The sequence below is a fragment of the Mesorhizobium sp. P2_F7 genome (assembly GCF_056403695.1).
On record NZ_JBFUFA010000013.1, the window covers coordinates 13,490 to 39,132 of the forward strand.

25 protein-coding genes and 2 pseudogenes are annotated in these 25,643 nt (G+C 60.7%); 12 read left to right on the forward strand and 15 right to left on the reverse strand.

Annotated features, from left to right (window positions below):
- Positions 1-1,229 precede the first annotated feature (1,229 nt).
- The 4 genes and pseudogenes from AC1DZ8_RS27890 to AC1DZ8_RS27905 all read right to left on the reverse strand — a co-directional run bounded on the left by AC1DZ8_RS27890 (position 1,230) and on the right by AC1DZ8_RS27905 (position 4,724).
- Positions 1,230-2,398: pseudogene (locus tag AC1DZ8_RS27890) on the reverse strand (MFS transporter).
- Positions 2,395-2,786 (reverse strand): annotated as a pseudogene (locus AC1DZ8_RS27895) (flavoprotein); the annotation flags it as partial. The pseudogenes AC1DZ8_RS27890 and AC1DZ8_RS27895, both read right to left, overlap by 4 nt.
- Before the next feature lie 21 nt (positions 2,787-2,807).
- Positions 2,808-4,040, reverse strand: a complete 1,233-nt coding sequence (locus tag AC1DZ8_RS27900) for an MFS transporter (protein ID WP_477302666.1) — start codon at positions 4,038-4,040, stop codon at positions 2,808-2,810.
- Between the two features lie 18 nt (positions 4,041-4,058).
- Positions 4,059-4,724, reverse strand: coding sequence for a peroxiredoxin-like family protein (locus AC1DZ8_RS27905; protein WP_477302668.1), 666 nt, complete (start codon positions 4,722-4,724; stop codon positions 4,059-4,061).
- Positions 4,725-4,834: 110 nt separating this feature from the next.
- On the opposite strand from AC1DZ8_RS27905, the gene AC1DZ8_RS27910 reads away from it, so the two are divergent.
- Positions 4,835-5,725: a LysR family transcriptional regulator gene (locus AC1DZ8_RS27910; protein WP_477302670.1), complete on the forward strand. Its 891-nt coding sequence runs from the start codon at positions 4,835-4,837 to the stop codon at positions 5,723-5,725.
- 147 nt (positions 5,726-5,872) lie between these two features.
- On the forward strand, positions 5,873-6,778 hold the full coding sequence (locus tag AC1DZ8_RS27915) for a LysR family transcriptional regulator (protein ID WP_477302672.1): 906 nt from the start codon (positions 5,873-5,875) through the stop codon (positions 6,776-6,778).
- Here AC1DZ8_RS27915 and AC1DZ8_RS27920 read toward each other — a convergent pair.
- From AC1DZ8_RS27920 to AC1DZ8_RS27935, 4 genes are all read right to left on the reverse strand, one after another.
- On the reverse strand, positions 6,762-7,466 hold the full coding sequence (locus tag AC1DZ8_RS27920; protein ID WP_477302674.1) for a peroxiredoxin-like family protein: 705 nt from the start codon (positions 7,464-7,466) through the stop codon (positions 6,762-6,764). The two genes, AC1DZ8_RS27915 and AC1DZ8_RS27920, sit on opposite strands and share 17 nt — an antisense overlap.
- Before the next feature lie 236 nt (positions 7,467-7,702).
- Positions 7,703-9,097, reverse strand: a complete 1,395-nt coding sequence (locus AC1DZ8_RS27925) for an NAD(P)/FAD-dependent oxidoreductase (protein ID WP_477401953.1) — start codon at positions 9,095-9,097, stop codon at positions 7,703-7,705.
- A 41-nt stretch (positions 9,098-9,138) separates the two neighbouring features.
- Positions 9,139-10,296, reverse strand: coding sequence for a patatin-like phospholipase family protein (locus tag AC1DZ8_RS27930; protein WP_477302678.1), 1,158 nt, complete (start codon positions 10,294-10,296; stop codon positions 9,139-9,141).
- Positions 10,297-10,319: 23 nt separating this feature from the next.
- Positions 10,320-11,102 (reverse strand): 3-hydroxybutyrate dehydrogenase, encoded by a 783-nt coding sequence (locus tag AC1DZ8_RS27935; protein WP_477302680.1) that lies wholly within the window; start codon positions 11,100-11,102, stop codon positions 10,320-10,322.
- Between the two features lie 134 nt (positions 11,103-11,236).
- Between AC1DZ8_RS27935 and AC1DZ8_RS27940 the strand changes: the two genes are divergently transcribed.
- Positions 11,237-12,292: a LysR family transcriptional regulator gene (locus tag AC1DZ8_RS27940; protein ID WP_477401956.1), complete on the forward strand. Its 1,056-nt coding sequence runs from the start codon at positions 11,237-11,239 to the stop codon at positions 12,290-12,292.
- Between the two features lie 63 nt (positions 12,293-12,355).
- On the opposite strand, the gene AC1DZ8_RS27945 is transcribed toward AC1DZ8_RS27940, so the two are convergent.
- The 5 genes from AC1DZ8_RS27945 to AC1DZ8_RS27965 all read right to left on the reverse strand — a co-directional run bounded on the left by AC1DZ8_RS27945 (position 12,356) and on the right by AC1DZ8_RS27965 (position 16,206).
- Positions 12,356-12,820 (reverse strand): DUF302 domain-containing protein, encoded by a 465-nt coding sequence (locus tag AC1DZ8_RS27945; RefSeq protein WP_477302684.1) that lies wholly within the window; start codon positions 12,818-12,820, stop codon positions 12,356-12,358.
- 42 nt (positions 12,821-12,862) lie between these two features.
- The gene (locus AC1DZ8_RS27950; protein WP_477302686.1) at positions 12,863-14,059 is read right to left on the reverse strand and encodes an MFS transporter; all 1,197 of its coding nucleotides are present in this window, start codon (positions 14,057-14,059) and stop codon (positions 12,863-12,865) included.
- Between the two features lie 90 nt (positions 14,060-14,149).
- On the reverse strand, positions 14,150-14,632 hold the full coding sequence (locus tag AC1DZ8_RS27955; RefSeq protein ID WP_477302688.1) for a cupin domain-containing protein: 483 nt from the start codon (positions 14,630-14,632) through the stop codon (positions 14,150-14,152).
- 195 nt (positions 14,633-14,827) lie between these two features.
- A complete protein-coding gene (locus tag AC1DZ8_RS27960; protein WP_477302690.1) occupies positions 14,828-15,742 on the reverse strand; it encodes a LysR family transcriptional regulator in 915 nt (304 codons plus the stop codon).
- Between the two features lie 188 nt (positions 15,743-15,930).
- Positions 15,931-16,206, reverse strand: coding sequence for a hypothetical protein (locus tag AC1DZ8_RS27965; protein WP_477302692.1), 276 nt, complete (start codon positions 16,204-16,206; stop codon positions 15,931-15,933).
- 227 nt (positions 16,207-16,433) lie between these two features.
- Between AC1DZ8_RS27965 and AC1DZ8_RS27970 the strand changes: the two genes are divergently transcribed.
- The 5 genes from AC1DZ8_RS27970 to AC1DZ8_RS27990 all read left to right on the forward strand — a co-directional run bounded on the left by AC1DZ8_RS27970 (position 16,434) and on the right by AC1DZ8_RS27990 (position 20,117).
- Positions 16,434-17,285 carry a patatin-like phospholipase family protein gene (locus AC1DZ8_RS27970; RefSeq protein ID WP_477302694.1) on the forward strand — a complete coding sequence of 284 codons (852 nt, stop codon included), beginning with the start codon at positions 16,434-16,436 and terminating at the stop codon, positions 17,283-17,285.
- 231 nt (positions 17,286-17,516) lie between these two features.
- A complete protein-coding gene (locus tag AC1DZ8_RS27975; protein WP_056594632.1) occupies positions 17,517-17,786 on the forward strand; it encodes a BufA1 family periplasmic bufferin-type metallophore in 270 nt (89 codons plus the stop codon).
- A gap of 45 nt (positions 17,787-17,831) precedes the next feature.
- A complete protein-coding gene (gene bufB / locus AC1DZ8_RS27980; protein ID WP_477302696.1) occupies positions 17,832-18,860 on the forward strand; it encodes an MNIO family bufferin maturase in 1,029 nt (342 codons plus the stop codon).
- A complete protein-coding gene (locus AC1DZ8_RS27985; RefSeq protein WP_477302698.1) occupies positions 18,847-19,632 on the forward strand; it encodes an HvfC/BufC family peptide modification chaperone in 786 nt (261 codons plus the stop codon). Before bufB ends, AC1DZ8_RS27985 begins: the two co-directional genes overlap by 14 nt.
- Before the next feature lie 11 nt (positions 19,633-19,643).
- Positions 19,644-20,117 carry a DoxX family protein gene (locus AC1DZ8_RS27990; protein WP_477302700.1) on the forward strand — a complete coding sequence of 158 codons (474 nt, stop codon included), beginning with the start codon at positions 19,644-19,646 and terminating at the stop codon, positions 20,115-20,117.
- A gap of 754 nt (positions 20,118-20,871) precedes the next feature.
- On the opposite strand, the gene AC1DZ8_RS27995 is transcribed toward AC1DZ8_RS27990, so the two are convergent.
- Positions 20,872-21,786: a LysR family transcriptional regulator gene (locus tag AC1DZ8_RS27995; RefSeq protein ID WP_477302702.1), complete on the reverse strand. Its 915-nt coding sequence runs from the start codon at positions 21,784-21,786 to the stop codon at positions 20,872-20,874.
- 119 nt (positions 21,787-21,905) lie between these two features.
- Between AC1DZ8_RS27995 and AC1DZ8_RS28000 the strand changes: the two genes are divergently transcribed.
- The 4 genes from AC1DZ8_RS28000 (at position 21,906) to AC1DZ8_RS28015 (ending at position 24,134) form a co-directional block, all read left to right on the forward strand.
- On the forward strand, positions 21,906-22,451 hold the full coding sequence (locus AC1DZ8_RS28000) for a carboxymuconolactone decarboxylase family protein (protein ID WP_477302704.1): 546 nt from the start codon (positions 21,906-21,908) through the stop codon (positions 22,449-22,451).
- Positions 22,452-22,675: 224 nt separating this feature from the next.
- Positions 22,676-23,179, forward strand: a complete 504-nt coding sequence (locus AC1DZ8_RS28005; protein WP_477302706.1) for a DoxX family protein — start codon at positions 22,676-22,678, stop codon at positions 23,177-23,179.
- Positions 23,176-23,616 (forward strand): GNAT family N-acetyltransferase, encoded by a 441-nt coding sequence (locus AC1DZ8_RS28010; RefSeq protein WP_477302708.1) that lies wholly within the window; start codon positions 23,176-23,178, stop codon positions 23,614-23,616. Before AC1DZ8_RS28005 ends, AC1DZ8_RS28010 begins: the two co-directional genes overlap by 4 nt.
- Positions 23,613-24,134: a GNAT family N-acetyltransferase gene (locus AC1DZ8_RS28015; protein WP_477302710.1), complete on the forward strand. Its 522-nt coding sequence runs from the start codon at positions 23,613-23,615 to the stop codon at positions 24,132-24,134. The genes AC1DZ8_RS28010 and AC1DZ8_RS28015 overlap by 4 nt, the downstream gene beginning before the upstream one ends.
- 27 nt (positions 24,135-24,161) lie before the next feature.
- On the opposite strand, the gene AC1DZ8_RS28020 is transcribed toward AC1DZ8_RS28015, so the two are convergent.
- Positions 24,162-25,520 (reverse strand): chloride channel protein, encoded by a 1,359-nt coding sequence (locus AC1DZ8_RS28020; RefSeq protein WP_477302712.1) that lies wholly within the window; start codon positions 25,518-25,520, stop codon positions 24,162-24,164.
- Positions 25,521-25,643: the final 123 nt, after the last annotated feature.

The following is a 25,643-nucleotide window of genomic DNA, read 5'->3' on the forward strand; positions in this document are numbered from 1 at the left end:
ATCCGGGTGGATGTTCGTGGGGGCCGCGGCCGCTACAGCTCTCTGCTTAGCGGATTGCGTCACGCGCAAGGCCTTTGCCCGCTGGCGCTTTGCCCGCTTCCGAGACCGGTAGACTACTACCGATATCCCAAGGGTCGCAGCCTCGCCAGCCTCCTTGGCAAGGAAACGCCGTCGATGCTCGCCGGCTGCGCGCCTCTGAATAGCATCGCTGGCCCAATGCCGAATGATCCGTATATGGCGCCAGCGATCATCGAGCGTGTTGAGTTCGCATTGTGTAATGCCTGCGTTCCATTGGGGTCTTTCGATCTGGGGGAATCGACACTTCATATCGCGCTCCCAAATCGCCATTTGGAGGGCTGCTCGGCCGAGCGGCATGACAAGCAGCGTGTCAACAAATCGATCGAGGTCCGGCGTCATGGTGAGAGCCGATGGCTTATCCTTTAGTCGCTTGCGCTGCATTCGTTCACGACTTTGCACGCGCTGGTGTTCTGCGCGTTCGTCCGCGTTCATGTGCTTAAGTGATTGACGGGTCATAATTGCGCTATAGCGGAAAATGCACGGCACCTGATAACGAAATGCTGCCGCGTTGAAATGTTCCGTGATCTAAGTGCTATTCAACTGGCTTCTTAAGCATCACAATGCTCGAAGTGGCCAAGGACACCCCAACCGCCGTCGCGGAGATATCGTCCCGCGAATAAACCCTGGCCGCGATTCAACCATTATCGAGTAATAACAAATACTTAAAAACCATGGAAAATTAGCGTAACCGAAATCGCCTCCTAACAAGAAGTAAGATAAGGAAGAAAGGAAGAAAGGAAGAAAGAACTTCGTTAGGAGAGAATTCGGTTACGCTAGCGTCTGATGTAGGACATGCGTGGAACTGAAATCTCCGGTCCAGAAGGCAGGCGCTCACATCACGTCATAGGGTGGCCGTGAAGCGCTTCCTCCTTGAAAGGTGCGCTGGGGGCCGCAGATACGTCTATGATGGCTGGCGGCCATTGCAGACTGCTTTACGCCGGCCTGAAAGCGGAGCGTGGAAGTGTTGTGCCCCCTCGCAGTCGCGCCATCGCCGACAAGCCCGCCGTCCGCAGCCAAACAGCTATCGCCTAGCACATGAGACTAGCAGAAGAAGGGCGCGGAGCGAACAAGGTTTGATCGCATACTGAGTGCAACGAAGCTGTCCGCTAAGCCGTCCTATTAGGCCTGAACCTGAAGGTTCCTGCGACGCATCACAACCCAACCCAAGCCGCACGCAAGTGCGACATCAAGGCGAGTCCGGAAAGAGCCGCCAGGACACCGTGGGCGCCCGTCTGCTCAAGCAAGAGCGCGCCGACGGATGGTGCCGCCGCTTGGGCGATCAGGCTCGGCAATTCTAGGCGACCCATCAGCTTTGCATAGCCTAAGGGGCCAAACAGTGCGAGCGGCAGGGTTCCCCGCGCAATTGATTCCAAGCCGATGCCGGCGCCGTAGAAACCGAGCGCTACCGGAACGAATGGCCTGCCTATCCAAAGCGCCGTGACGCCGATCACCACGAAGGTGACGGAAGCGAACTTGGTCCAGATCTGGTGATGGTAGCGCGTAATCACCATTTCGATCGACCGGGCAGCCACCTGGGATGGCCAACCAACGCACCAAGCCCTACGGTAGCAGCAAGCGCCATGCCCCTGCTCTGCAGGATCGTGAGCAGGTGCACGGACAGGGTCGGAGCCGGCAGCAAGCGTTAGCGTGGTGGCCAGAACGACCATTATCGCGAGCTTGGAACAGATGCCGTTGTATCTTTCGACACCGATTTGACAGGTGGCTGTGGGTTCTCTCGTGGCAAGATCACGAGATAGAGCGGAAGCGCGATCAAGAGCTGAACAGCGGCGTAAGCAAGACAGGCTCCACGCCAGCCTACCTCGCTCATCAGGAAGGCTGAAATGGGCCAGCAGATCATGCTGGCGAAGCCGCCGAACAGCGTCAGGGTGGTGATGGCGGAACGCGCGCCGTGGCCGTAGAGGCGGCCCAGCGTCGCGAAGGCCGCGTCGTAGAGCCTGCGCCCATGCCGAGCCCGATCACCAGCCAGGCGACGATAAAGATGGCAACGTTCGGCGCTGCCGCCAGACCGATCTGGCCAAGCCCTATTGAGATGGCACTGAACGCAAGCACATTTCGGCCACCGCGCCGTTCGATAGACGAGCCAACGCGCGGCGAGATCAAGCCGGCGACGAGCAGCCCGAGCGACAGGCCGCCGACCACCCAAGCCAGCGGCCAACCGGTATCGGCCGCCACCCGGGGCGCGATAGCCGCAGGCAGGTAGTAGGACGACCCCCCAAGCCATGATCTGGGTCACGCCAAGCGTCGCGATAATCATGCGCCGACTGCGCACAATGGTCGTTGAAGGTGGCAAAAGGCTCATGCTGCGACGCTGCAGTCACAACCGCTCTTGCGATCGCTTTTGCGTCTGCGTCCGCGACACAACAAGCGTCCGCCTCGGCCGGGGCCGGACCGCCACAGCAGCCTTGGGATGAGTTGCCCAAAATAGACACCGGCACCGTGCAGACGCCGGTCTCAGGCAACACCAGTTGCACCGCGTCGGCTGCAGCAACATCTCCCGCTATTGCGGCCGCGACCGAGCGAACCTGCTCGTAGCCAGTCAGCAGCAGAAAAGTGGGCGCCCTGCCGTAGCTCTTGATCCCGACAGTGTAGAAGCCGGGCTCGGGGTGACTTAGCTCGCGATGGCCATGGGGCGGAACACTGCCGCAAGAGTGCTCGTTGGGATCGATGAGCGGCCCGAGAGCCTTGACACCTCATCACCCTTTGAACCTTTACATCAGTCCATGCGCTATTAATCGCGCAGCCGGCATTCGCCGCAGCGCTATCATTGCGACAACCCCAAACAGCGGGCCGGGCACGAGGATCAGGAAGCTCCAGCGCCAGCCCAAAGCCTCCGCCACCGATGAGGTCAGGTGGATCGAGACAAAGGTGAGCGCGATGCCGACGCTCAATTGCAACGAGAGCGCCGTGCCGACATAGCGCGGGTCGCTCAATTCGGTGGTCATTGCGGAAAACTGCGCGGAATCGCCGATGACGGCCATCCCCCAGAGAATGGCGAGGGCGATGAACAGCCAAAGCGGCCCGTCGAAGGCGAGGCCGATCGTCAGCGCACAAAATCCCGAAAGCGTCATCATCATTGCTGCTGTTGCCGTGCGGCCGATGCGGTCGGCGACAATCCCGCCCAGGATCGAGCCGATCCCGCCAGACGCGACGACAAGGAAGGCAAGCAGGGACGCCATTCTTGGGCCATCGATGCCTAGGCCGGGGCTTCCCGCCCTGATATAGGCCAGGATCCAGCCCCACATGGCGTAGAGCTCCCACATGTGTCCGAGATAGCCGAGATTGGCGAGAGCCAGCGGGCGGTTCTGCAGGACCGCCCGGATATGGCGGCGGTCGAAGGTAGATTTGGCGAAGGGATAAGGGCCTTCACTGCCAAGACACAGGATCAGGATTGCGCCTGCCAATGCAGCGAGCGAGGTCGCGATGATGACATCCTGCCAGGAGACATCGGTCGCAAATGCGGACAGCAGATGCGGAAAAGCCGATCCCAGCGTCAGCGCCGCGAGCAAGGCACCCAGTGCCACGCCGCGCCCGCGGTGGAACCAGGTCGAAACCAGTTTGAGCGCCGGTGGATAGACACCTGCCAGGGCAACACCGGTGGCGAAGCGGGCAAGCAGCAGCAAGCCGATGGACGGGGCGACCAGCAGGCAGAGATTGGCAATGGCGGTGATCAGGGCACTGATGCCGATCACCTTGCGAAGCGAGACGATGTCCAGCAGGCCAGCAATGCTGGAGGCGAGCGCGCCAGCCGCGAAGCCGACCTGCACGGCGCCTGTCATCCAGGCGCCTTGCGCCGGCGACAACCCCCAGACTTGCGTCAGCTGCGGCGCGATCGCGGTAGCCGAAAACCAGGCAGTCATGGGCAGGAAGGCGCCGGCGCAGATCACCGCCAGCATCGACCAGCGCCGGCCGGCGCCAATGCCGGCCGGATTCGTGGCGGCCATGGGTTCCATCTGGTGGTCTCAGACGGTGACGACGTTTTGCAACCGCTTTAGCAGCGGAAGCAGACCGGCCGGGTCGGGTCGGATTGTGTAGTCCGGGCTCACCTCCGCATAGACGACGATGCCATCGTGCCTGATCACGAACCGCGCCGGCATCGGCAATGTCCATGACGGGTCTTCGTTGATGGCAGGCAGATCGACGCCGAAGCTCTTGTAGAGCGCGATCAGATCGTCGGGGAGGCGGAAGCGCAGGCCAAAGGCGCTGGCGACCTCGCCGTTCGGATCGCTCAGCATCGGGAACGTGACCTGCTTGTCGCGCTTGGCCTTGCGACCGTTCGCCGGTGATTGTGGGGAGATCGAGACCAGTTGCGCGCCGGTGGCGTTGATTGCCGGCCAGGTTTCCTGCAGTGCGCCAAGTTCGATGTTGCAATAGGGGCACCAGACACCGCGGTAGAAGCTGAGCACCAGCGGGCCGAGCGCCAGCAGGTCGGCCGACGAAACGAGGCCGCCGTCAGCCTCCATCAATGCGAAGTTCGGGGCCACAGCACCGACTCCCAGGGCGCGGGCGGCCTGACCGGAAGCGATAAGCTCGGCGGTGGCGCGATGCATGATCTCGACCGCCTGTCTGGGCGCCTTCTTGCTCTCAAAGTCGGCCTTAAAGGCATCAAGCTTGTCTTGAAGCGACATGGAATTACTCCGAAAATTTCTCACCGCTCTCACAGCGGCGGAAACGTCCTCGCCTATTTCCCAAAACAGGGGTAGCCTGCCGGAAAGGATAGCAATCATTCGGAAAATGGATGGCTGACCGGCTCCAGGAACTTGAAGTGTTTGTTCGGGTGGCGGAGCGTGGCAACCTTTCACAGGTCGCCCGCGAAATCGGCCTGTCGCAGCCCTCAGTGTCGCGGATACTGAACGATCTGGAGGGGCGCATCGGCGCCCGCCTCCTCGTCCGCACCAGCCGGAAGGTCGGGCTGACCGAGGCGGGGCATGGTTATCTCGGACAGGTCCGGCCGCTGCTTGCCGAGCTTGGGGCGGCGGCCGATACCGCGGCCGGCAATGAGGAGTTGCGCGGGCTGCTGCGCGTCGAGCTGTCCGTCACTTTCGCCGTGCGCGCGCTCATTCCGCGGCTGCCCGGCCTTCTTGCCGAGCATCCCAACCTCTCCATTGAACTGATGATGGACGATCGCAGGCGAAGCCTTGTCGAAGAAGGCGCCGATATCGCGGTGAGGCTCGGTCTGCTCGACAGTTCCAGCCTGATGGCGCGCAAGGTTGGGCAGACGCCGCGACTACTGGTGGCCTCACCGGACTACATTGCCCGGCGCGGTTTGCCGCAAAGCCCTGGCGATCTGGTTCAGCACGAGGTCATCTTCGGCCCCTCCGATAGCACCGGCGCTACTTTTCAAGAACTGATCGGTCCAGAGGCCAACTTCACTCTGCCGGAAAGCCCGCGCATCCGGGTATCGAGTTCAGCCGGCGTCACCGCCTGCGTGCTGGCCGGACTTGGCGTGGCCTTCGGTTCCGGCTGGATGTTCAATGCCGAACTCGCGGACGGCCGCCTTCGCCGGCTTCTGCCGGAGTTTCCGCTGCCGACCATACCCATCCACGTCCTGTTCCCGGCCGGGCGCCAGCCGAGCAAACGGGCAAGGGGATTTGCCGATTGGCTCAGCAGATCGCTCGGTTCCTCATGACTCGGGACTGTCAGAATCTTGATTGTCTTGCCGTCGGCGGCCATTCGCACCATGGTGCAGGCCACTTTGCTGAAAACGATTTATTGCGTTAATCTTCGAATATGCACCATCGCTGAATAAGCCATGTCGCTGAGGGGGCGAAAATTCATGGAGATGCAGCAGGTCCGCTATTTTCTGGCCCTGTCCAACACGCTAAATTTTACCAGAGCAGCGGAAGAGTGCAATGTCACGCAGCCGGCACTGACGCGCGCAATCAAGACCCTTGAAGACGAATTGGGCGGGGAGCTGCTTCGGCGCGAGCGCCAGCATTCCCATCTGACCGAGCTCGGCCGGCGCATGCTGCCCCTTCTGCAACAATGTTACGATGCTGCCACCTCCGCAAAATCTCTTGCCAAGGCAGTGCAAAGCAGTGACATCGCTCCACTCAACGTCACCATTTCCAATAGTATCAACATAGCGCTGCTGGTTTCACCGTTCACCGAGCTTTTCCGGGCCTACCCAGGTGTGCATCTCAAAATCAGTCGCGGTTCGCCGACCGCTGTCATCGAAGCCCTCAAGAACGGTGAGGTTGAACTAGCGGTTGCCGGCCCGCTGGGACAGGCCTGGGATCGGCTCGACACATGGCCACTTTTCCAGGAAGGGATCGAGCTCGTCGTGAATTCCGATCACCCTCTTGCCCGTCGAAACGAAGCGGACGTCGCGCTGAGCCAGTTGGCCGCAGAACCCGTGCTCAGCCGCATTGACTGGGAAACGAGCGAAGATCTGTCGCGCGGTCTCGCGGCCAAAGGAATTACGCCTCGCACTGCACATGAGGTTGAAACCGACCAGGATCTGCTGGCGCTGCTGGAAGCAAATGCCGGCGTTGGCTTTGTCTCGATGACTGCACCCCGCTCGCCCAACGTCCGCAGACTCAAGCTACGTGATCTGGATGTTTCTCGGATCGTCGCCGTCTACGCAGTCGCCGGCCGACATCGCTCGCAGGTCGCCATGACCCTCCTCAACCTGCTGCGATCGACCGACTGGTCTACGTTTGGCGTCAGCGAGCCCGCCTGAGCGCCGCGATCAAGTCGTCGATGTCCATCCGCCGACGGTAGTCGGGATCGACGAACCTATCTGTGATGACGCCATCCGTTCCGACGACGAAAGTAGCAGGGATCGGCAGGAACCAGCTGTTGTTGCCCTGATAGTTCGGCAGGTCGAGGCCAAGGCCCATCAGCGTCTCCATCTCCGCTCCCACCCAGATCGCCAGGTTGAGGGACAAAGCGTAGCCATTGTCCATATCGGTCAGGAAAGGAAACTGCGCACCAACCGATGCCTTCATCGCCTTTGCGAATTTGCGCCGCTCCGGCATGATCACCACGACCTGGCCGCCCAGTGTCGCAATCTCCTGCTGGGCTTCGACAATGCCGATCGCATTCAGGCGGCAATAGGGACACCAATGTCCGCGCTGAAAGGTAATGACGGCCGGTCCGTGGCTAAGGATTTCCGATAGACTCACGAGCCTGCCCTCGTCATCAGGCAGCAAGAATGCGGGCATGACATCGCCGGGGGCGGGAGCACTTGCGCCAGCTCCCTGCTCCCGAAGGCGCGCAACCAGCCGGTCAACCGCGTCAGCGAAATCCGAGTTCAGTCGGCGCACTGCGCTCGCGATCACCGCCAGCCGCTCGTTGAGAGGTGCATCGAGTTCGATGGCGGCCTGAACGGACTGTTCAAATGTCATTGGCTGTTCGTCGGCGGCCATGTCTGCACTTTCGCAATTTTCAAGCAGCCTATCATTGAAGCCCCGTGAATATGGCCATGCTTTTCCTGCATGGAGTCGATGCCTTGCCTGCATCGGACCCGCGCAAGTTCATCTTCTGTTCGGTATTGCGGGGTGAATCGTTACAGCGTGTTCCCGATATCTGAGTTCCGCCAGACTGCACGCCTCTACCATCGGTATCGACAGCCCGGGAATGCATATACTCGCCTTCCCGAGACTCAATGCAGTTTCACCCGCGGCCTGGCGCGACGTGACAGGAAACCGATTGCCGTGTCCAGCACGGTCTTGAAGGTCCCGTGCACCGCCTTGAGATGCATCTTGTAGAGCGAGCGATACATCAGCCGGGCAACCAAGCCCTCGACCTYCAGTCCGCCCATCAGGCTGCCGAAGGTGCCGTAGTCGGCCAGCGAAACGAGAGAACCGTAGTCGCGGTAACGGAACGCCGGCGCCGCCTGCCCTTCGAGGCGTGCCGCGATCACCTTGACCATATGATCGGCCTGCTGATGGGCCGTCTGGGCGCGCGGCGGCAACGGATCTTCACTGCCGGGCAACACACAACGCGCGCAATCGCCGATGGCAAACACGTTTTCGTCCCCTTTTGCCCGCAGCGTCTCGTCCACGACCAGGCGGCTGATGCGATCCGTTTCGAGGCCATCAAGGCTCGTCAGAAAATCCGGCGCCTTGATCCCGGCGGCCCACACGACGAGTTCGGCAGGCACGAACAGCTTCTCGCCAAGCCTGATGCCGTCTTCTGTCACTTCGGTGACCTTGATGCCGCATCGGATCTGAACGCCCAGATCAACAAGCCGGCGCGCCGAAGAGCGCGCAAGGTGTTCCGGCAAGGCCGGCAGGATGCCGGGTCCTGCCTCGACGATGGTGATGCGGATCAGCCTTTCGAAATCGATGTTGTCGAGGTTGTGCGAGGCTATTTCCCGCATCGACTTGTGCAACTCGGCCGCCAGTTCAACGCCGGTCGCCCCGGCGCCAACGATGATGCAATGGAGCTGCCCCGGTGAAAGCTTCTCGTATTGAGCGTTAGCACGCAGGCAGGCGTCGATCATGCGCTTGTTGAAACGGGAGGCCTGACCGGTCGTGTCGAGCGCAATGGCGTGACGTGCCGCCCCCGGCGTGCCGAAATCGTTGCTGACGCTACCCACGGCCAGCACCAGCGTGTCGTAGCCCAACACCCGCGGCGGAATGATCTGTCTGCCGTCGTCGTCGAAGCTCGGCGCAACAAAGACCTGGCGCTTGGCTCGGTCAATGCCGACGACTTCGCCAATCCGGTAGCGATAGTGGTGCCTGCTGGCATGCGCGATGTATTCCACAGCATCGCTGGACGGATTCAACGTGCCGGACGCCACCTCGTGCAAAAGTGGCTTCCAGACATGTGTGCGATTGCGATCGATCAGCGTTATGGAAAGCCGCCGCTTGCCGAATTTCCTGCCGAGCCGTGTTGCCAACTCGAGTCCACCGGCACCTCCGCCGACGATGACTACGCGATGCCGTGAACTGTCGGCATGAGATGGTGTCTCCGGTATCGTGCGGAAAAGCGCGGCGTCGTTGGCGAGCACGGCTTCCGGAACCAGCCGCATCCCGGGAGTGATGATTTGCATCGGTAGTCTCCGTCTTTCCTCGGGCTCGCCACTGGAACAACTCACTCTTGCGATTCGTGAATAACGATGCCCTGGAGCATGTCGACTTCGCATTCCCACGGTTTTTCCGAGAGGACGCGCTGCCCATGCTCGTATCCGGCCTGCCAGCGGGTGCGGATGCCTGCGCGGGTGAAGTCGATGTCCTTGGTGTGGTCCTCGCCGTCGAGGCGCGGTGAAAGCAACCGAACAAGGTGCATGACCGACGGACATCCATAGGAGGCAAGTTCCTTGAACATCGGATCCTCACGTCGCTCCTCGGGAACCAGCCTTCCCATTTCACGCACGACGTGGCGCAGACGGTGCAGTTGCTCCTGCCTGGCAACATGGCTCCGGCCCCGGCTGGCGTATTGAAGGTCCTTTTGCCGGCCCATGACCTGCCAGATCGATTTCGGCTCAGTGGCGCGAGGCTGCCACATGTTGACGGCAAAGATCAGCGAGTCGCGCCGCGGGCGCGCGTCGAGCACGACCTCGATGGGCGTGTTCGAATAGATGCCGCCATCCCAGTAAGGCTCGCCGTCGATACAGACCGCCGGAAACGCAGGCGGCAAGGCGCCCGACGCCATGATGTGCGCCGCCGACAACGTCATCTCTCGGGTGTCGAAGTATCTGAGTTCACTGGTGTTGACGTTGACTGCGCCGACCGTCAGGCGGGTATGGCGCCGATTGAGATAGTCGAAGTCGATCAGATCGTTCAGCGTCCTCTTGAGCGGGTCGGTCGTGTAGTAAGAGGCGTTCTCGACACCCACTTCGCGGTTCACGCCGAACATGGCGCTCGGATTCGGTTCGAAGAATCCCGGTATGCCCCGCATCACGGTGCCCATATTGGCAAAGACATTGCTTGGAACCATCATCCGGAAAAACTCATCGAGCGGGCTGATGCGGCTGACGCTTTCCCAGAATTCCTCAAGCCTCGCGAGCCGAACCGTCGGTTCGTTTCCGGCAATCAACGCCGCGTTGATAGCGCCGATCGAGGTGCCGATGACCCAATCCGGCTCGATCCCGCCTTCGACGAGCGCCTGGTAGACACCGGCCTGATAGGCACCCAGAGCGCCGCCGCCTTGCAGCACCAACACCGTTTGTCGCTGAACGGCAGCATCAGCCGGATGGGCGACCTCCGGCAAAGGTTCGGCGATCGGAGGATTTCGGGTGATCCTGTTCATGGTCTTTGCTCCTCGTTGCCGGTTCAATGAGCGGTCCAGCCGCCTTCGATCGGGATAATGGCGCCGGTGATCGAGGCCGCATCGGTCGAGGCCAGGAACAGGCAAAGCGCCGCGACCTGTTCCACCGTCACGAACTGCTTGGTCGGCTGCGCAGCCAGCAGCACATCCTTGATCACCTGCTGCTCGGTGATACCGCGGGCCTTGGCTGTGTCCGGTATCTGCTTCTCGACCAGCGGGGTGAGCACGTATCCGGGGCAAACCGCATTGACGGTGATACCCTGTTCGGCAACCTCCAGTGCGACCGTCTTGGTCAGACCGGCGACACCGTGCTTGGCAGCGACATAGGCCGATTTATAAGGCGAGGCGACAAGGGCGTGGGCCGACGCAACATTGATGATGCGGCCCCATTTGCGTTCTTTCATTGCCTGCAGCGCGCGCCGGATCGTGTAGAATGACGACATCAGGTCGATCGCCACGACTGCTTCAAATTTTTCGATCGGAAAGTCATCGATCGGGGCGACGTGCTGAATGCCGGCATTGTTGACGAGGATGTCTACCGCCCCGAACTCGGCGATTGCATTGTCCATCATCGCGGTGATCGCGCTGCCCTTGCTCATGTCCGCACCGTCGTAGCGAACAGTCACCCCATGGTCCGCGGCAAGCTTTGCCCGCAGCAACTCGATCTCGCCGCGATCGCCGAAACCGTTCAGAACAATGTTGCAGCCCTTCGTAGCGAAGGCCTCGGCAATGCCTTGGCCAATGCCGCTGGTCGAGCCTGTGATCAGTGCCGTCTTTCCTCTGAACATCGTTGTTTCCTACGGTTGAAGCTGCGGCCGAAATGGCCTGCAAACGGCTGCGAGCAACGGGCGTTAGCACCCGGGTCTCGACTTCTGGGCAAAGTATGGCGGCTGGCTCGGGACAGCGGAAATGCCGTTGAGACATGGATTCGATAGCCCACGGTCAGATCGTCAATCTGTCGCCTGGGATATCAATCGCCGGATCTGGTTGTTTGACGTTGGGGCAGCTAGTAAGATCACCGGGCAACGCGGGTCGTGCCGTATGCCAGCCGCTGGGGGAGCGCGCAGTGGAGATCAGCCAGGTCAAATATTTCTTGGCCGTCGCCAAGGAACTGAATTTCACCAGGGCGGCCGAGCTATGCAACGTTACGCAGCCGGCCCTGTCGCGCGCAATCAAGCTGCTCGAAGACGAGTTCGGCGGCGCGCTTTTTCACCGTGAGCGACGCTTTACCCATCTGACGGAACTCGGTCGCATGGTCGAGACCTATCTCGAAGGCGTTTTTGAGAACTCCCGGCAGGCAAAGCAGATCGCCGAGCAATATGTGCACCTCAAGAAGACGCCTCTCAGGGTCGGCATCATGAGCACGATAGCTCCGGATGAAATCATCGAACTCATCTCGTCCGTGCGCACGCACCATCCCGGCGGGGAGCTTCACCTCTGCGATGCCGATGCACCGAGCTTGCGACGGCGCCTCCTCGAAGGCGACCTCGAGGCGGCAATTTACGCGCTGCCGTCAAAAGTGCCCGATGAGGAGGTTCACTCCTTGCCGCTGTTTCAGGAGCAGATGGTGATGGCCGTTCATCTGAACCATCGACTGGCCAACCAGCGTAGCGTGCGGGTGACGGATATGAGCGATGAGACCTACATCCACCGCAACAATTGCGAATTTGCAGGTTATGCTGATGCCGTTCTGGCCGACCAGGGCGTCACGGTCAGTCCCGTCTACTGGAGCGATCGTGACGATTGGACACTCGCTATGATCGCCGCCGGGCTTGGTTTTGGGTTCATGCCCGAGCATACCGCCAAGCACCCTGGAGTGGTGCCGTTGCCGATCACCGATCCGGAATTCTGGCGCGAGGTCAATCTGGTCACGGTGCGCGGCCGCAGGCATTCGCCGGYGGTTGGCGCACTCGTGCGCGAGGCCACGCAGAAGAAGTGGTTCGGCGAGCGTGCAAAGGCGTTATCCGCAGCTGAATAGCCTCTGCGCGCAAACACATTCTTTCCCATGCCAGAGCGACGGATCTCCGGCGCCTGTCCACGCTCAGTTCTTCCTGATCGTCGAGGTCACGGACTGGATGACCTCGGTCGCCATCTTGAATTGCGGGGCGCGGTCGGTGATGCCATGGCGCTTGGCGATCCAGTCGAAATCGCTATAGGCGGCATAAACCGTGCCATCCGCAGTCTGGTAGACCAGCACGCGCACGGGCCAGTCGAGGCCGGCTTCGGGGTTGGATGTGATGAAGGTTGTGCCGAGCGCCGGGTTCCCGAACATCACCAGCCGCGACGGCCTGACGTCGTTGCCGGCATTGTTGCCAAGCTTTGCCTGGTCGATGACGCCGAAGAACTTGATGCCCTTCTTGAGGACATCCTTCTTGATGCGAGCGACGGTTTCAGTGACGGAATAGTCGCTCTTCACCGTGACAACGCCATCCGAAGCAGCGGCCGGGATGACGGCAGCTATCAGTATGGCGGCTCCGGCAATCATGGTCTTCAGGTAGTCGGTCATGTCAGTCTCCTTTGTTGAATAGCCACTTTTCGGTTTTGGGTGTCACGTCTTTGAGGGTTGCAGAATGCGCGCCACTGCGATGGCGCCGGCAAGGAAGGCGGCGAGCACGGCTACGCATGCGGTCCACCCGATCCGGTCGTAGATCTGTCCGATGACGAAGCTGCCAGCGAGCCCACCTGCATAGTAGGAGGCCAGGTAGATGCCGCTCGCGGCGGTGCGATCACGCGAGGCGGTCCGGCTGACGTGTCCCGTAGCTATCGCTTGCGCCAGGAAGGTTCCCATGGCGACCAGCGCCATCCCTGCAAGGACGATCGGCAGACTGGCCGTGAGCAACAGCAGCAGCCCAACGATTGCCATCGCAAGCGTTGCACCGATGCCGATCCTCGGGCCGAGACCGGCCGTGACACGCCCGGCGAGAGGCGTGGTCAACATCGATGGCAGGAACACGAAATAGATCAGTCCCAATGCCATCGGCGACAGCGACAGCGGCGGGGCGACAAGCTGGAAATTCACATAGGTGAAGGTGCCTATGAAGACGAAGAGGATCAGGAAGCCGATCGCGAAACAAGCGCACAGTTCGGGATTTTCCAGCGGGCCCTTCCAGGACGCACGGGCAGATTGACCTTCGGCGCGCATAGTTGCGGAGGTCTTCTGGAGCGTAAACCAAACCAGCGCCGCTCCAAATAGATTGAGGGCCGCGAAGGTGAGGAAGTTGGTGGAGATGCCGAACGTGTCGGCTACGGCGGCCGACATCAGTCGTCCGAAGAAATTGCTGGCGACATTGCCCGTCACATAGGCGGCAAGCGCACTGGTCGTCTGCCGCGCGGAGAAATGTTCTGCCAGGTAGGCCATCGTCAGCGTGAACGCAGTCGACATGCACAGGCCTTGCGCTACGCGCAGGAGGGCGAAGATGACTATGCTGTCAGTCTGCGAAAGCAGTGTCGTCGGGATCGCCAATATGGCCAGACTGATCCAGATACCGTTGCGGCGATCAATCCCGCGCCCGAAGAGGGCAACGGCGATACCTGCCACCGCCATGCCGAATGTGCTGGCGTTGACGGCGAAGCCCATGGTTGCACGGCTGACGCCGAATTTTATCACCAGTGAGGGCAGTATTGCCTGGGTGGCGAACAGATCGACAAGCGTAAGAAATGCAATCAGCGCAACTAGGCCAAAGCGCCAGCTGTCTGCGGCCACCGTGTGCAACCGCGTCGTCTCTGTGTGTTCACTGGTTGTCATGACGACGCTCCGTGGCCCGACGTCCTCAGGTGATCACCTGAGGACGCTCTTTCGATTGCTGAGGGTTGGACTGCTCGCCGCAGGCGCGGCTCACATCATGTGGTCGTCGGGCATCGCGGGCGGCAGGACGTCGGCGGAATAGAGCACGGCGGGCACCTTGCCGTTGTTCTTCCACCAATGGGCGAGCTGGCCGAACTCGGCCGTCACATCGCCAGCCGGATGCTCGATGCCCACTTTACAGGTGCTGCGGTATTCGGTGATCGAGCCTTCGACGATCAGGATGTTGGCCGGGCGCAGATTGTGCTCATGCCATGGCACGACGCCGCCGGGCTGAACGACGAGCTTGCGAAGACGCAGCATGTTGCCTTTCCAGGCCTCGCCCTTGCTGCTCAGATCGATCGCCGAGAGAACCGTGTCGACGACGCCAACCGGTTTGCTGGGATGTTCCTGGACATCGGTCGTTGCGGCCTGGCCGGCAGGGCAGTCGCCGGCGAAGGCTGGAGCAGAGGAAAAAGCAGCGGTTGCCGAAAGCAGACCTGCCGCAAACGCAAGGGTGAGTTTTTTGGTAGCCATCTTGTATTTCTCCTTTGTCGGTGCCCAAACGCGGGAGGCGGGGCATGACGAGGAGAGTGACGGCAGCGATCCGAAAAGAGAAATGCTGACTGGCTCTGAAATCGATACCTGAAAACTATGGTGGACCATTGCAACTGCATGTGGGGCACACGCGGAAAGCCGCCAGGTGCGATCCCCTTAATTCTTTGATTTGCTTTACGCAGCGGTCTTTTGGATGGCCTGAACGATTGCGCTCTCAGGCCAGCCATGCGCCTTGACGCTGTTTACGAAAGCCGCTGCGGCAGGCGAGAACCTGCGCCCCGCAACGACAACCAGCGACACTTCCCGCCAGACCTCAGGATCAATCACGGGACGGACCTGCAGCCCTGGAATTACCGCACTGAATTCCGGGATGAAGCAGATGCCCAGTCCTCCGGACACCATATTCTGGATCCAGTCCTCGCGTTCGCTGGCGTAGGAGATCCTGAGCTTCACGCCGCGATCCGTGCACAGGCCTGCGAGGTGATCACGATATTCGCAGTTGAGACGCCTGAGATAGTTTTCGCCATCGAGCTCGGAGATGGCCACGTTGTCATTGCGAGCCAGCCGGTGGCCATTTGGAAAGGCGAGAACAAAGCGTTCGCGATAAAGCGGTGTGACGTCGAAGCGGTCCGGGAAGCTGTCGCTCGACGCCATGATGGCGACGTCGATCTCGCCGGACTCCAGAAGTTGGGAGAGCGATGCCGGCACGCCCTCAACCAGTTGCAGCTGGATGCCCTGCTGCCGCCGGTTGAAGTCGGTCAGCAGGCCGGTGAAGCGACGGGGCCCTATCGTGCACATGACGCCGACCTTCAGGTTGGCGTTTTCCAGGCACAGGAACCTCGACGCCTCTTGCCGCACTCCAGTCAGTTCGTCGAGAATCTGCTGAAAACGGGGGCGAAGCAGCACACCCAGGTCTGTCAGGTGGGTCAAGCTTCGTTCGCGGCGAAACAGCAGCCCTCCCACCTCTTCCTCGAGCTGCTGAATGGCGCGGGACAGAGCCGGTTGAGTGACGTTGCACTTTTCACCTGCGCGCGTGAAGTTTCGCGTCTCGCACACGGCCAGGAAGTAACGGATGTGGTGAATGTCCATGCCGATTGCCCCCGAATTGCAGACGTGACTATTCGTGCTTCGGAGACTGCCGCAAGGCACGCTTTGGCGCCAATGCACTGCGGCTATAAAGTCGATAGCAGTCCGTCATGGCGCCGTGACATCGCGCGCTTACGGACAGATTGTGTTGCGCAGCAGCTGACCAGCTTCAAACAGAATGGCAAAGCAGATCAATTGGCGCCTCCGAGCGCCAATACATTGGCGCAGAACGCAGCATGCGGCTTGCTCATGGCGGCGTCATTGCACATCTTCATCATCCTATCCCGATCCTTCCGAGGCGCCGCCAGCCAGGCCTTTTTGAAACCGGCCATCGGCTTCATCGCTTTCATGCCGGCATCGCTATAGAATGACGGCAGCGACGCCAGGTCGCTGAAGGCATCGGCGGATGCGGGCCCGGCCAAAAGAGCGAGGGCGAACGCACCCAAACAGACATTTCGTATTCTCATGACACGCTCCTCCTTCTGCTGAAGGCTTGCCGGCGGCTGTTGGCGCCGGTTCCAAGGCTAGATCGCGGGATCCTCGCCTGGCAAACCATGGCGCCGCGCAAGGGATTGCAGCCAATGCAATCTGCCTATGGAGTTCATGCCACCTTGGCATTTCGCGAACAGAGGATCATGCGGCAGTGTCTCCATCAAACGCCTTGCCTGGCGTTCTTCGGGAGGAGACCCAAGAGATGCAAATCCAGGCCGCAACCGACCAAGCCTTTATTGCCGGTGCAGAACTGGTGATTGAAGACCACCAGCCGATCGACATTACGCTGGCAAACGACGCGCACGGCGCATTTGTCTGGGGCGTGCTCGATCGCTTGCTGGATGAACCTCGCCTCTCCTTTCGCACAATCACGGCATCGGGTTTCGGAGGCATGGAGGCAGCGGTTCTTGCCTACGGACTGGCTCTGGGCGGCCGGCGTGGGGCAAGGACGGCGCTCACCAATTTCTGGCGGCGCGTCAGCCATGCATCGATGTCTGTGGCCACGACAGCCAATCCACTGAGATCGATCCTGGAACAGTCGATCGACATTGCCGAGTTGCACAAGAACAGCTGCCCGCTGAAGCTCAACATCCTGGCTTCAAATGCCCGCACCGATACCGTGACGATTTTCTCCGGCGATCGATTGTCGATCGACGCGATCCTGGCGGGAGCGACAGTCCCATTCCTCTTCCCCGCCGTGGAAATCGATGGCGATCCGTATTGGGGTGAAGGCGATTTTTCGGCCTTGCCAGCGGTCCAGCCAATCGAGGCTGGGCATCGGCTGATTGTCAGCGGCAAACCCTCGGGGTGCATCACGCCTTGCGCGGCTTACCGCCCCGCCGCACATGCCGCGAACTCTGCATCTGTCCACACCATCTTCGACGGTCATCACAGACCAGGCGCTGCGCTGTTTTCCAGGCCCTGGACCGACTGGGGCGAATTGACCGAGATGCGTGACCGCGGACGGCAGCGAGCCGAGGACTGGCTTCTCGCGGACCATCCAACCTTCAGCAAAAGCCCGGTCGTCGTCGACAGCAAAAACCGATACGTCTAGGCGCCTCCCTCCGCCTGGCCGCGCCCGCTTCGCCCCGCTCACGAAGTGCAGGCGCTAAAGCCCTCCGGTTCCCCGCCGGAGGGCTTTTGCTCGTTATCCTCCTCAACATAGTGACCGCGTATCAAATCCATGCCGAGACAGCATTTCAGCTTCATCGCACGTTCGACGACACTGTTTGCAGACAGGCCGCTAGGTCAGTCTTCCCTCGAAACCCAATCAGGAGAAACGACCGTGATCAACACCAAGACCCTCATCGGATCGGCCCTCGCGGCCGCCACCTCGCTTGCTGCAACTGCAGCCTATAGCGGCCCCGCCGCTCAGCCCAGCTTCTCGTTCGAGAAGTGCTATGGCGTCGTCAAGGCTGGCCAGAACGACTGCCAGACTGCGACGCATTCATGCGCCGGCACCTCGACCGCCGACAACCAGCCGGACTCCTGGCTCTACGTGCCGGCCGGCAGCTGCGCCAAGATCACCGGCGGCAGCGACAAGCCGAAAGCCTGACCGACCCAGACTTCAAGCCAACCCCCTTTGGAAGGGAGCAGACCGATGTCCCGTGCATTTCAGCCCCTCACGATCCCGGCATCCGCTGGCATCGGTCTGCGCTCTCCTCACATCAGCGAGATGCTGACCCGCAGACCCTCCGCTGGCTGGCTCGAAGTTCATGCCGAGAACTATATGGGCGACGGCGCCCCCGTCGAGGCGCTTGAACGGCTGCGCCAAATATATCCGCTGTCGGTGCACGGCGTCGGCCTGTCTCTGGGCAGCGCACAAGGCGTGGACCGCAGTCATCTGGAAAGGCTGCGCAAGGTCTGCGAGCGGTTCCAGCCTGATCTTGTTTCGGAGCATCTTGCCTGGAGCGTTGCCGACGGAGCCTATCTCAATGACCTGCTGCCCCTTCGCTATGACGAAGAGGCGCTGGCGATCGTGGCGCGCAATGTCGCAAGCGTCCAGGATACGCTGAAGCGGCGTGTGCTGATCGAGAACCTGTCCGCCTATGTCGCGTTTGCGGACTCCTCCATGAATGAAGCTGAATTTCTGGCTGGGCTGGTGGCGCAAACTGGCTGCGGCCTGCTTCTGGATGTCAACAATGTCCAGGTTTCGGCGCACAATCTCCAATACGACGCCAAGACCTTCATCGACGCTTTGCCTGCCGATGCCATCGGCGAAATTCACCTTGCCGGTCACGCGACCAATCAGGTCGGCGGCGACACGGTGCTTATCGACGACCACGGCTCTCGCGTGCCGCCAGTTGTCTGGCACCTCTACCAGCATGCCATCACCAGTCTTGGACCGCGCCCTACGCTGATCGAATGGGATACCGATGTGCCGGTTCTCGACGTTCTGCTTGGTGAAGCCATGTGGGCCGACATGCTCACCGCTTCGGTCATGTTCAACCGCGAGCAGGCCACGCGGCACATCGCCACGACTATGGCCCCGCCGGCGCCCACGCTACCGGCTTTCGAAAGCTCTCAGACCAGCATGCCTGTGCTTGCGGCATTTGCCGCTGCCAGACCCAAACCGGCCATGCACATGGCCTTGCCGACAATCGAGGGAGGATATCATGCTGCCGCTTGAACATCTGCAGACCATCGTGGCGCGCTCGGTGCTGGCCATGGAGCCAGTGATCGACGCAAAAATGCTGACCGCCGGCAAGGCCGACCCAATGGCTCGCCTGCGCATCTACCAGAACAATACGCGCAGTTCGTTGACTGCTGTGCTGGTGGCGGTCTTCCCCGTTACGGCTCGCCTCGTCGACGAACGTTTCTTCCGCTTTATGGCGAGCGAATTCATTCGACGGCATCCGCCGGCGGAATCACGCCTGGCGCGTTATGGCGCGGGCTTCCCTCGCTTCCTGAAGACCATCGACACGCTGTCCGACATGCCAATCGTGGCCGAGACCGCGCGGCTCGAATGGGCCATTGCCGAAGCGCTCGATACAGCTTCGCTGCCGGCCCGCAGTCTCGCAGAATACGACAGCACCGACCTTGGGCTGTCGCCGGATATCCTGCTCCAGCCTTCACTGCGACTGATCGTCTCCCACTGGTCGATCCTATCGGTATGGATGGAGCATCAAAAGGAGACTGCGGTTGATGAAAAAATCACCTGGACAAGGCGCCCCGAGCGGGTGGCGCTGTGGCGATCTGGGAACTACGTGCGGCTTTTTCTGCTCGACCGCGCGAGCTTCGCCTTCTGGCATTCGCTGAAGCACGGCTTCGGCCTTGAGCATGCCACTGGCCGCGCCTTGGCGCTCGACCCCGCCTTCGACCTGGTTTCAGCGCTTGTGCGTCTGTTCCGCGACAGGCTCGTCACCGACGTGCGCGTCCCGGTGCATCCCCTCTCAAACTGAAGGAGACAATCATGACTGCAATACCAGACTATTCCACGCCTCGCCCTGCCGGGCTTGTTGGTCTTTACCGACGTGTGACCAAGTTGCCGGAGCGTATCCCGTTTTCGCTGGTCCAGCTCGCAGCTCGCGTGGCGATTGCGCATGTCTTCTGGCAGTCTGCACAATCGAAGCTCGCGTCCTGGCCCGTGACGCTGCAGCTGTTCGCCAGCGAATACAATCTACCGCTCATTGATCCGTCGATCGCGGCGCCGCTTGCTACAACGGCGGAGATCACCGGGGCGGTGCTGCTTTTCCTGGGGCTGTTCTCGCGTCTCGGCGCACTGGTGCTGCTCGGCGTTGTTTCAGTGATCCAGATCTTCGTTTTCCCGGAGAACTGGGCCGAGCATTTGCTGTGGGCCTCGCTGCTGCTTCTGGTGCTGACGCGCGGCGCCGGCGTCTTCTCGTTTGACTACGTTGCTGACCGTATCACCAGCCAGAGCAAGTGAGGAAACCGCAATCTATTACGATGCGAGCGCTGGTCCTTAATGTGGCGACTGCTGAGCGGCTTTGATAAGCCTTAGCCAGTCTAGTGGCAGTCGGATCTCCCTTACAACTGCCCTTTGTCAGCGCGTTCCAAGACCATGTAGTTGCTGTCGAGGGAACTGAGCCCTCGCGCGTCCTGGCCAGCGCCATCTCACTGCGGGCTTGCACAAGTTCGCTCTGCGCGATTCATCCCGCCTTGCATGAGGTCCTGGGGTGCGCAATGCTACCGGGATGGTCGGAAGCAAGTCGATGTTGAAGCGCCTCGTAGCAACCTGTGTGATAGGGTTGTCGGCGTGTCCCGCGTTAGCCCAACATCAAATGAACCGAGAAGAGACCATCGCGCAAGTTGCGGCCGACATAGCGTTTATTGAGGAGACGCTGCCGTCATATCAGATTTCCAACGGCGAAGTCGCTCCGGAGGTTCTGCGAGAGAACCTTCAAAAGGCCGTTAAGAGGGCGATGGAGCTTCGCGATCGACTTGCTTCCAATCCTTACGTTCGCGTTTCGGGGCTTACGATAGGATACCCCGCCGGCTTGACCATCCAATTGTCTTTCCCCGATCAAGCTCCCTGATTTCGCAACCGCAAAAATCTTATGATGCCGCGCCTGCGGCGACGGCTATCATATCGTCCCGTAACTCAAGGAACAGACACGGCAAGGCGTCGCACGCAATGGTAGGACGTGAGTTCGGCACGGCTGTAAGAGACCGCTCTGCCATCAGCCATGCTTTGGCGGCACCAGGGCTTTACGCAAACGCGGGGCTACAAAATCAAGAAAGAATCGCATCTTGAGTGGCAAAAGTCCCTGACCTGCATGGACGAGGCTGACCGCCATTGGTTCCGGTTCGAACTCTTCAAGAACGGCCACCAGCTTTCCCTGTTCGATCGCCTTTGCCGCTTGATAAGAGAGGACCCTGGTGACGCCTACACCTGCAATGGCAGCGTCGATCGCGGCTTCCGCGGTATTCACCGACAGGCGTGACCGGATCGCTACGGTCTGCTCAGCACTTGAGCTTGGCGTGGCAAAACTCCAGGACGTGGCCGACGCCAAAACGTCAAACGTGACGCAAGAGAGTCCGGAGAGATCGGCCGGCGCCCTCGGCAGGTCGTGGTCGGCAAAATAGGTCGGACTGCCGCAAACCACACTGCGCACGGATCCTACCCGTGTCGCCACCATGCTGCTATCTGGCAAAGCGCCAATCCGCACAGCCATGTCGACATGATCGTCGACGAGATTCACATTGCGGTCTGACAACACCAACCGCACATTGATGTCCGGAAAGTGCGACAAGAAATCATTTATCGTCGGCAACACATGCAGCCGTCCGAATACAACAGGTGCCGTAATAATCAGATCGCCCTTTGGCACGTTGTATTCGCCGGATGCAGTTCGCTCCGCCTCGCCCACCTGCTCCAGGATTCGCCTGGAGGCGGCGACGTAGGCGGCTCCGCTCTCGGTGAGGATAAGTCGGCGTGTCGATCGGACGAGCAGGCGGGTGTGGAGATAGGCCTCCAATTCCGCCACCTTGCGACTGACAGTTGGAAGCGGCGTTCCGAGTTTCCGCCCTGCCGCCGAGAGACTGCCGGTTTCGACGGCGGCGATCAGAATTGACATGGCTTCTAGGCGGTCCACGCGCGAGCCCTTCCAGATATTGAGAGGTGACTTCTCCTAGGTATCCAATACTCTCGCCCTTTGGAAGATAATACGTAGCTGCCTGTCGCACCGACATCATCGAACAGGAGAGCTATAAAATGTCCCGCATTGCCATCCCGACCCGTGAAGCAGCCCCGACTGCCTCGCAACCCATTCTTGACGCCGTGAACAAGCAGCTTGGCGTCGTTCCCAGGCTTTTCCGCCTCGTATCCATAAGCCCTGCCGCTCTAGCGGGCATGACCAGCCTGTCTGGCGCGCTCACCAGAGCATTGGATGTGAAAACCCGCGAGCGCATTGCATTGGCCGTTGCCCAGGTGAACGGCTGCGACTACTGCCTGTCCGCTCATACCTATCTCGGCCTTAACCTGGCAAAGATCAGCCCCGAGGAGATCGCGCTCAACCGCAAGGGCAAGTCGAGCGATTCGAAAGCTGACGCGGCGGTGCGTTTCGCTGCCAGGGTGGCGGAGACCCGCGGCAAGGTAACGGACGTCGACATAGCGGCCGTGAAATCGGCGGGTTTTACCGAGGCTCAAGTCATCGAGATCGTCGCCATCGTAGCCGAGAACTTCCTGACCAATCTCATCAACAATGTTGCAGAGACCGATATCGACTTTCCCGTCGTTCTCGCCGCCGAAGCTGCCTGACCGACCCCGCTTCACATTACGCTCGGTCCGCCGCCTAGGGTGGGCCGGGCGATTTCGGTTCTGGTCTCGTGGAGGCTCCCGCAGCGGCGGTAACGATGCCGTGAGGCTGTAACGGTCGGTTCCCATGGGGCGAACAAGAGGCCGTCTCCCTAGCTCGCCATGGCGCGCTTTTTTCGGATAGTGCCGAGCCTCAGGCGCGCCGCCCACAGAAAGGTATACCGGTAATGCATCTCTATCTCCGTGGACTTATCACGAGAACTACACTCTTCTCGTCCACCACAGCCGGATGGGCGCCGTTGCCGATAAGGTTGATAGTGGGCTTTGGCTTCCTTGCCCATGGCTATGCCAAACTCAGCAGAGGGCCAGGAAGCTTTGGCGTCGTGCTTCAGACACTCGGAGTCCCTGAGCCTCACGCGCTAGCATGGTTGACAACGCTGGTTGAACTTGTCGGCGGCGGTGCTGTCCTGGCGGGCGCATTCATTCCGCTCGTTAGCGTGCCGATGGCGATCGTGCTTTTGACTGCATTGTTCACGGTCCATTCCCAGTATGGATTCTTCTCGGTGAAGTTTGCTGAGGTAACGGCCGAGGGGATCCGGTTCGGGCCTGTCGGCTACGAAATCATCCTGCTTTACCTCGCCGGCCTTGCAACGCTTGCGCTGGGCGGTCCTGGCCGTTTGTCGCTTGAGACGGTCTTGTCTCGACCCAAGGGAATCGAGCGCTCGAAATGACCACCCTTGCCCAACCCCAGCACGATCTTTCGGCAATTGAGATCGATGCCTTCGAAGACAGGATCTACGCCTTCAACCGGGAAGCTGTAGGGCGTGATGACGCTCAGGGCCTGGGCTTTGTGATCCGCGACGCGGTTGGACGCATCGTCGGCGTTGCAACGGGATTTTCCTGGGCAGGCACTTCTGAACTCAAACAGATGTGGATCGACGAGGCGCATAGGGGACGTGGCTATGCGCGAGCGTTGTTGAACGCCTTCGCGGCCGAGGCCGAAGCTCGAGGCGTTCGGCGGATTTGGGTGCAGAGCCATGATTTCCAAGCGCCAGGAATGTATGAAAAATCCGGCTTCGTGCGCGTAGCTGAATTTGCGGATTGGCCGGAGGGACACTCCAACGTCATTCTCTGCAAAATACTTGAAGAGACGACTGCAACTCAATGACCATCATCCGAATTGCGCAAGACCGTGACGCGGAAGCGTTACCCGATATCGAACAGTCGGCGGGTGAAGCTTACCGTGGGATCGAGGAGCTTGCCTGGATTGCCGATGACGATAACCAGACCGTCGAGCGCCACCGTGAACTCATCGCCAGGGGCACGTGCTGGGTCGCGGCGGAGCTCGACGACCGGCCGGTCGCATTCCTGAGCGCCGAGATCCAGGATGACACATTGCACATCTGGGAACTTGCCGTGCGCCTTGATCGCCAACGCTCGGGTATCGGACGCGCCCTGCTAGAAAAGGCAATTGCGGATGCGAGGCGTCGCCGCCTTGTCGCTCTTACGCTGACGACGTTCCGAGACGTGACCTGGAACGCGCCATTTTACCAGAAGCTGGGCTTTCAAGTGCTAGATGATGCGCAGGCCGGAGAGCGGCTTCGCCAGGCCCTACGCCGAGAGGTCGAACACGGAATGCCAGCAAGCCGACGTTGCGCCATGCGCCTTGTGCTCACTGAAGTTTAAGCTTATTGGCGAAAATCAAACTGGAGTCTACGCGGCAGAGCCGAATGTTTCAAGATTTCTGGATCTTCTCCGCCGGATCGCCTCGGCGATGAACAGGCGAGATAGAGCGTGGTAGAGCGGCTCGTGCGAAATCAATCGCGCTGTCCCATAGCCCAGCATCGATGCGCACATCAGCGCAATGACATTATCGTGGTTGCCGGTCATTTCGAGGATGATGACGAAGGCCGTCATCGGAGCCTGCACGACGCCGGCAAAATAGCCGGCCATTCCAAGCAGCGCAGCGGTGCCAGTAGCGGCGCCGAGGATTAGCCCAAGTGTGCTGCCAAGGCCGGCTCCTACAGCCAGCGATGGCGCGAAGATGCCGCCCGGAATGCCCGAAACCATCGAGAGCAAGCCAGCCGCGAATTTCTCAGCAAAGAAGAACGCCGGCAGCGGCGTGCCTTCGATGGCTCCCCGCGCCTGAGCATAGCCGGTGCCGAAGGTGAGGCCATTCGAGGCGATCCCGATGGCGGCCACCGCCAGCCCGCAAATGCTTGCCACAACCAATGTGCGCCAGAGCGGCTGCAACGCATTCCAACGCCGGATGCGGCGCATCGCCTTCAGCGCCAGCAGCGAAAACAGCGCGCCGACGCCGCCGCCGATGATGCCGCAGGCAAGCACCAGCGGCCAGTCGCTGGCAAAGGCCACCGTTTCTTTGGCGATGCCGAAGTAAGTGTAGTTTCCGACCAGGCCCAACGAGGCGAGTCCGGCGAGGATCACCGCTGTTAACACCAGCCCATTGGTGCGGGATTCATAGGCGCGACCCATCTCCTCGATAGCGAAGACAATGCCGGCAAGCGGTGTGTTGAAGGCAGCCGCTATGCCTGCCGCCGACCCGGCCAGGATCAGCCCGCGCGCCTGCCCCATGCCGCCCCAGCGCGCGACCTGCAGCATCAGGGAGGCGCCGACCTGCACTGTCGGTCCCTCGCGGCCAATTGAGGCCCCACAGCCGAGACCGACGACGGTGAGCGCGATCTTTCCCACCACCAGCCGCAACGACAGGATGTGGCGGCGGTCTTCGTCATCGCGCAGATGGCGCGCGGCGATGGCCTGCGGAATGCCACTGCCCTGCGAGCCTGGAAAGAAGGAATGCGCAAGCCAAGCGCAGAGAACGAAGCCGAGCGGTGTCAGCACCAGTGGCAGATAAAAGCGCCACCCGCTACCGCTGTCGATGACGGTATGGAATAGCGCCTGCGTTTGGTCGGCAAGCAGGGCGAACAGCACGCTGATCAGTCCAATCGAAATGGCGCCTGCCCAGAAGACAATGCGTGGCTGCCAGACGCGTCGAGAAACCCACATCGCCTGCGAGCGCCGCAGCATCGGATGTCGTCGCGATATGCGTGCCATGCTGAGTCCCTTGGTTATACTCGGCCTAGCACACCCACCGAGCCGATCAACCTTGCGAAGCAGTAGCTGTGGCGGGCGAATTATCAGCAACCAGCGTAGTGGCATGATTTCGATAGCGCAGGA

Coding starts and splice junctions, on each gene's coding strand:
- AC1DZ8_RS27905 (WP_477302668.1), bottom strand. CDS start 4,724: ATGTCGCTTCAAGACAAGCTTGATGCCTTTAAGGCCGACTTTGAGAGC.
- AC1DZ8_RS27965 (WP_477302692.1), bottom strand. CDS start 16,206: ATGAGAATACGAAATGTCTGTTTGGGTGCGTTCGCCCTCGCTCTTTTG.
- AC1DZ8_RS27990 (WP_477302700.1), top strand. CDS start 19,644: ATGACTGCAATACCAGACTATTCCACGCCTCGCCCTGCCGGGCTTGTT.
- AC1DZ8_RS28005 (WP_477302706.1), top strand. CDS start 22,676: ATGCATCTCTATCTCCGTGGACTTATCACGAGAACTACACTCTTCTCG.
- AC1DZ8_RS27935 (WP_477302680.1), bottom strand. CDS start 11,102: ATGTTCAGAGGAAAGACGGCACTGATCACAGGCTCGACCAGCGGCATT.
- AC1DZ8_RS27910 (WP_477302670.1), top strand. CDS start 4,835: ATGGCTGACCGGCTCCAGGAACTTGAAGTGTTTGTTCGGGTGGCGGAG.
- AC1DZ8_RS27950 (WP_477302686.1), bottom strand. CDS start 14,059: ATGACAACCAGTGAACACACAGAGACGACGCGGTTGCACACGGTGGCC.
- AC1DZ8_RS27920 (WP_477302674.1), bottom strand. CDS start 7,466: ATGGCCGCCGACGAACAGCCAATGACATTTGAACAGTCCGTTCAGGCC.
- AC1DZ8_RS27915 (WP_477302672.1), top strand. CDS start 5,873: ATGGAGATGCAGCAGGTCCGCTATTTTCTGGCCCTGTCCAACACGCTA.
- AC1DZ8_RS27970 (WP_477302694.1), top strand. CDS start 16,434: ATGCAAATCCAGGCCGCAACCGACCAAGCCTTTATTGCCGGTGCAGAA.
- AC1DZ8_RS28000 (WP_477302704.1), top strand. CDS start 21,906: ATGTCCCGCATTGCCATCCCGACCCGTGAAGCAGCCCCGACTGCCTCG.
- AC1DZ8_RS27960 (WP_477302690.1), bottom strand. CDS start 15,742: ATGGACATTCACCACATCCGTTACTTCCTGGCCGTGTGCGAGACGCGA.
- AC1DZ8_RS27930 (WP_477302678.1), bottom strand. CDS start 10,296: ATGAACAGGATCACCCGAAATCCTCCGATCGCCGAACCTTTGCCGGAG.
- bufB (WP_477302696.1), top strand. CDS start 17,832: ATGTCCCGTGCATTTCAGCCCCTCACGATCCCGGCATCCGCTGGCATC.
- AC1DZ8_RS27985 (WP_477302698.1), top strand. CDS start 18,847: ATGCTGCCGCTTGAACATCTGCAGACCATCGTGGCGCGCTCGGTGCTG.
- AC1DZ8_RS27955 (WP_477302688.1), bottom strand. CDS start 14,632: ATGGCTACCAAAAAACTCACCCTTGCGTTTGCGGCAGGTCTGCTTTCG.
- AC1DZ8_RS28010 (WP_477302708.1), top strand. CDS start 23,176: ATGACCACCCTTGCCCAACCCCAGCACGATCTTTCGGCAATTGAGATC.
- AC1DZ8_RS28020 (WP_477302712.1), bottom strand. CDS start 25,520: ATGGCACGCATATCGCGACGACATCCGATGCTGCGGCGCTCGCAGGCG.
- AC1DZ8_RS28015 (WP_477302710.1), top strand. CDS start 23,613: ATGACCATCATCCGAATTGCGCAAGACCGTGACGCGGAAGCGTTACCC.
- AC1DZ8_RS27900 (WP_477302666.1), bottom strand. CDS start 4,040: ATGGCCGCCACGAATCCGGCCGGCATTGGCGCCGGCCGGCGCTGGTCG.
- AC1DZ8_RS27945 (WP_477302684.1), bottom strand. CDS start 12,820: ATGACCGACTACCTGAAGACCATGATTGCCGGAGCCGCCATACTGATA.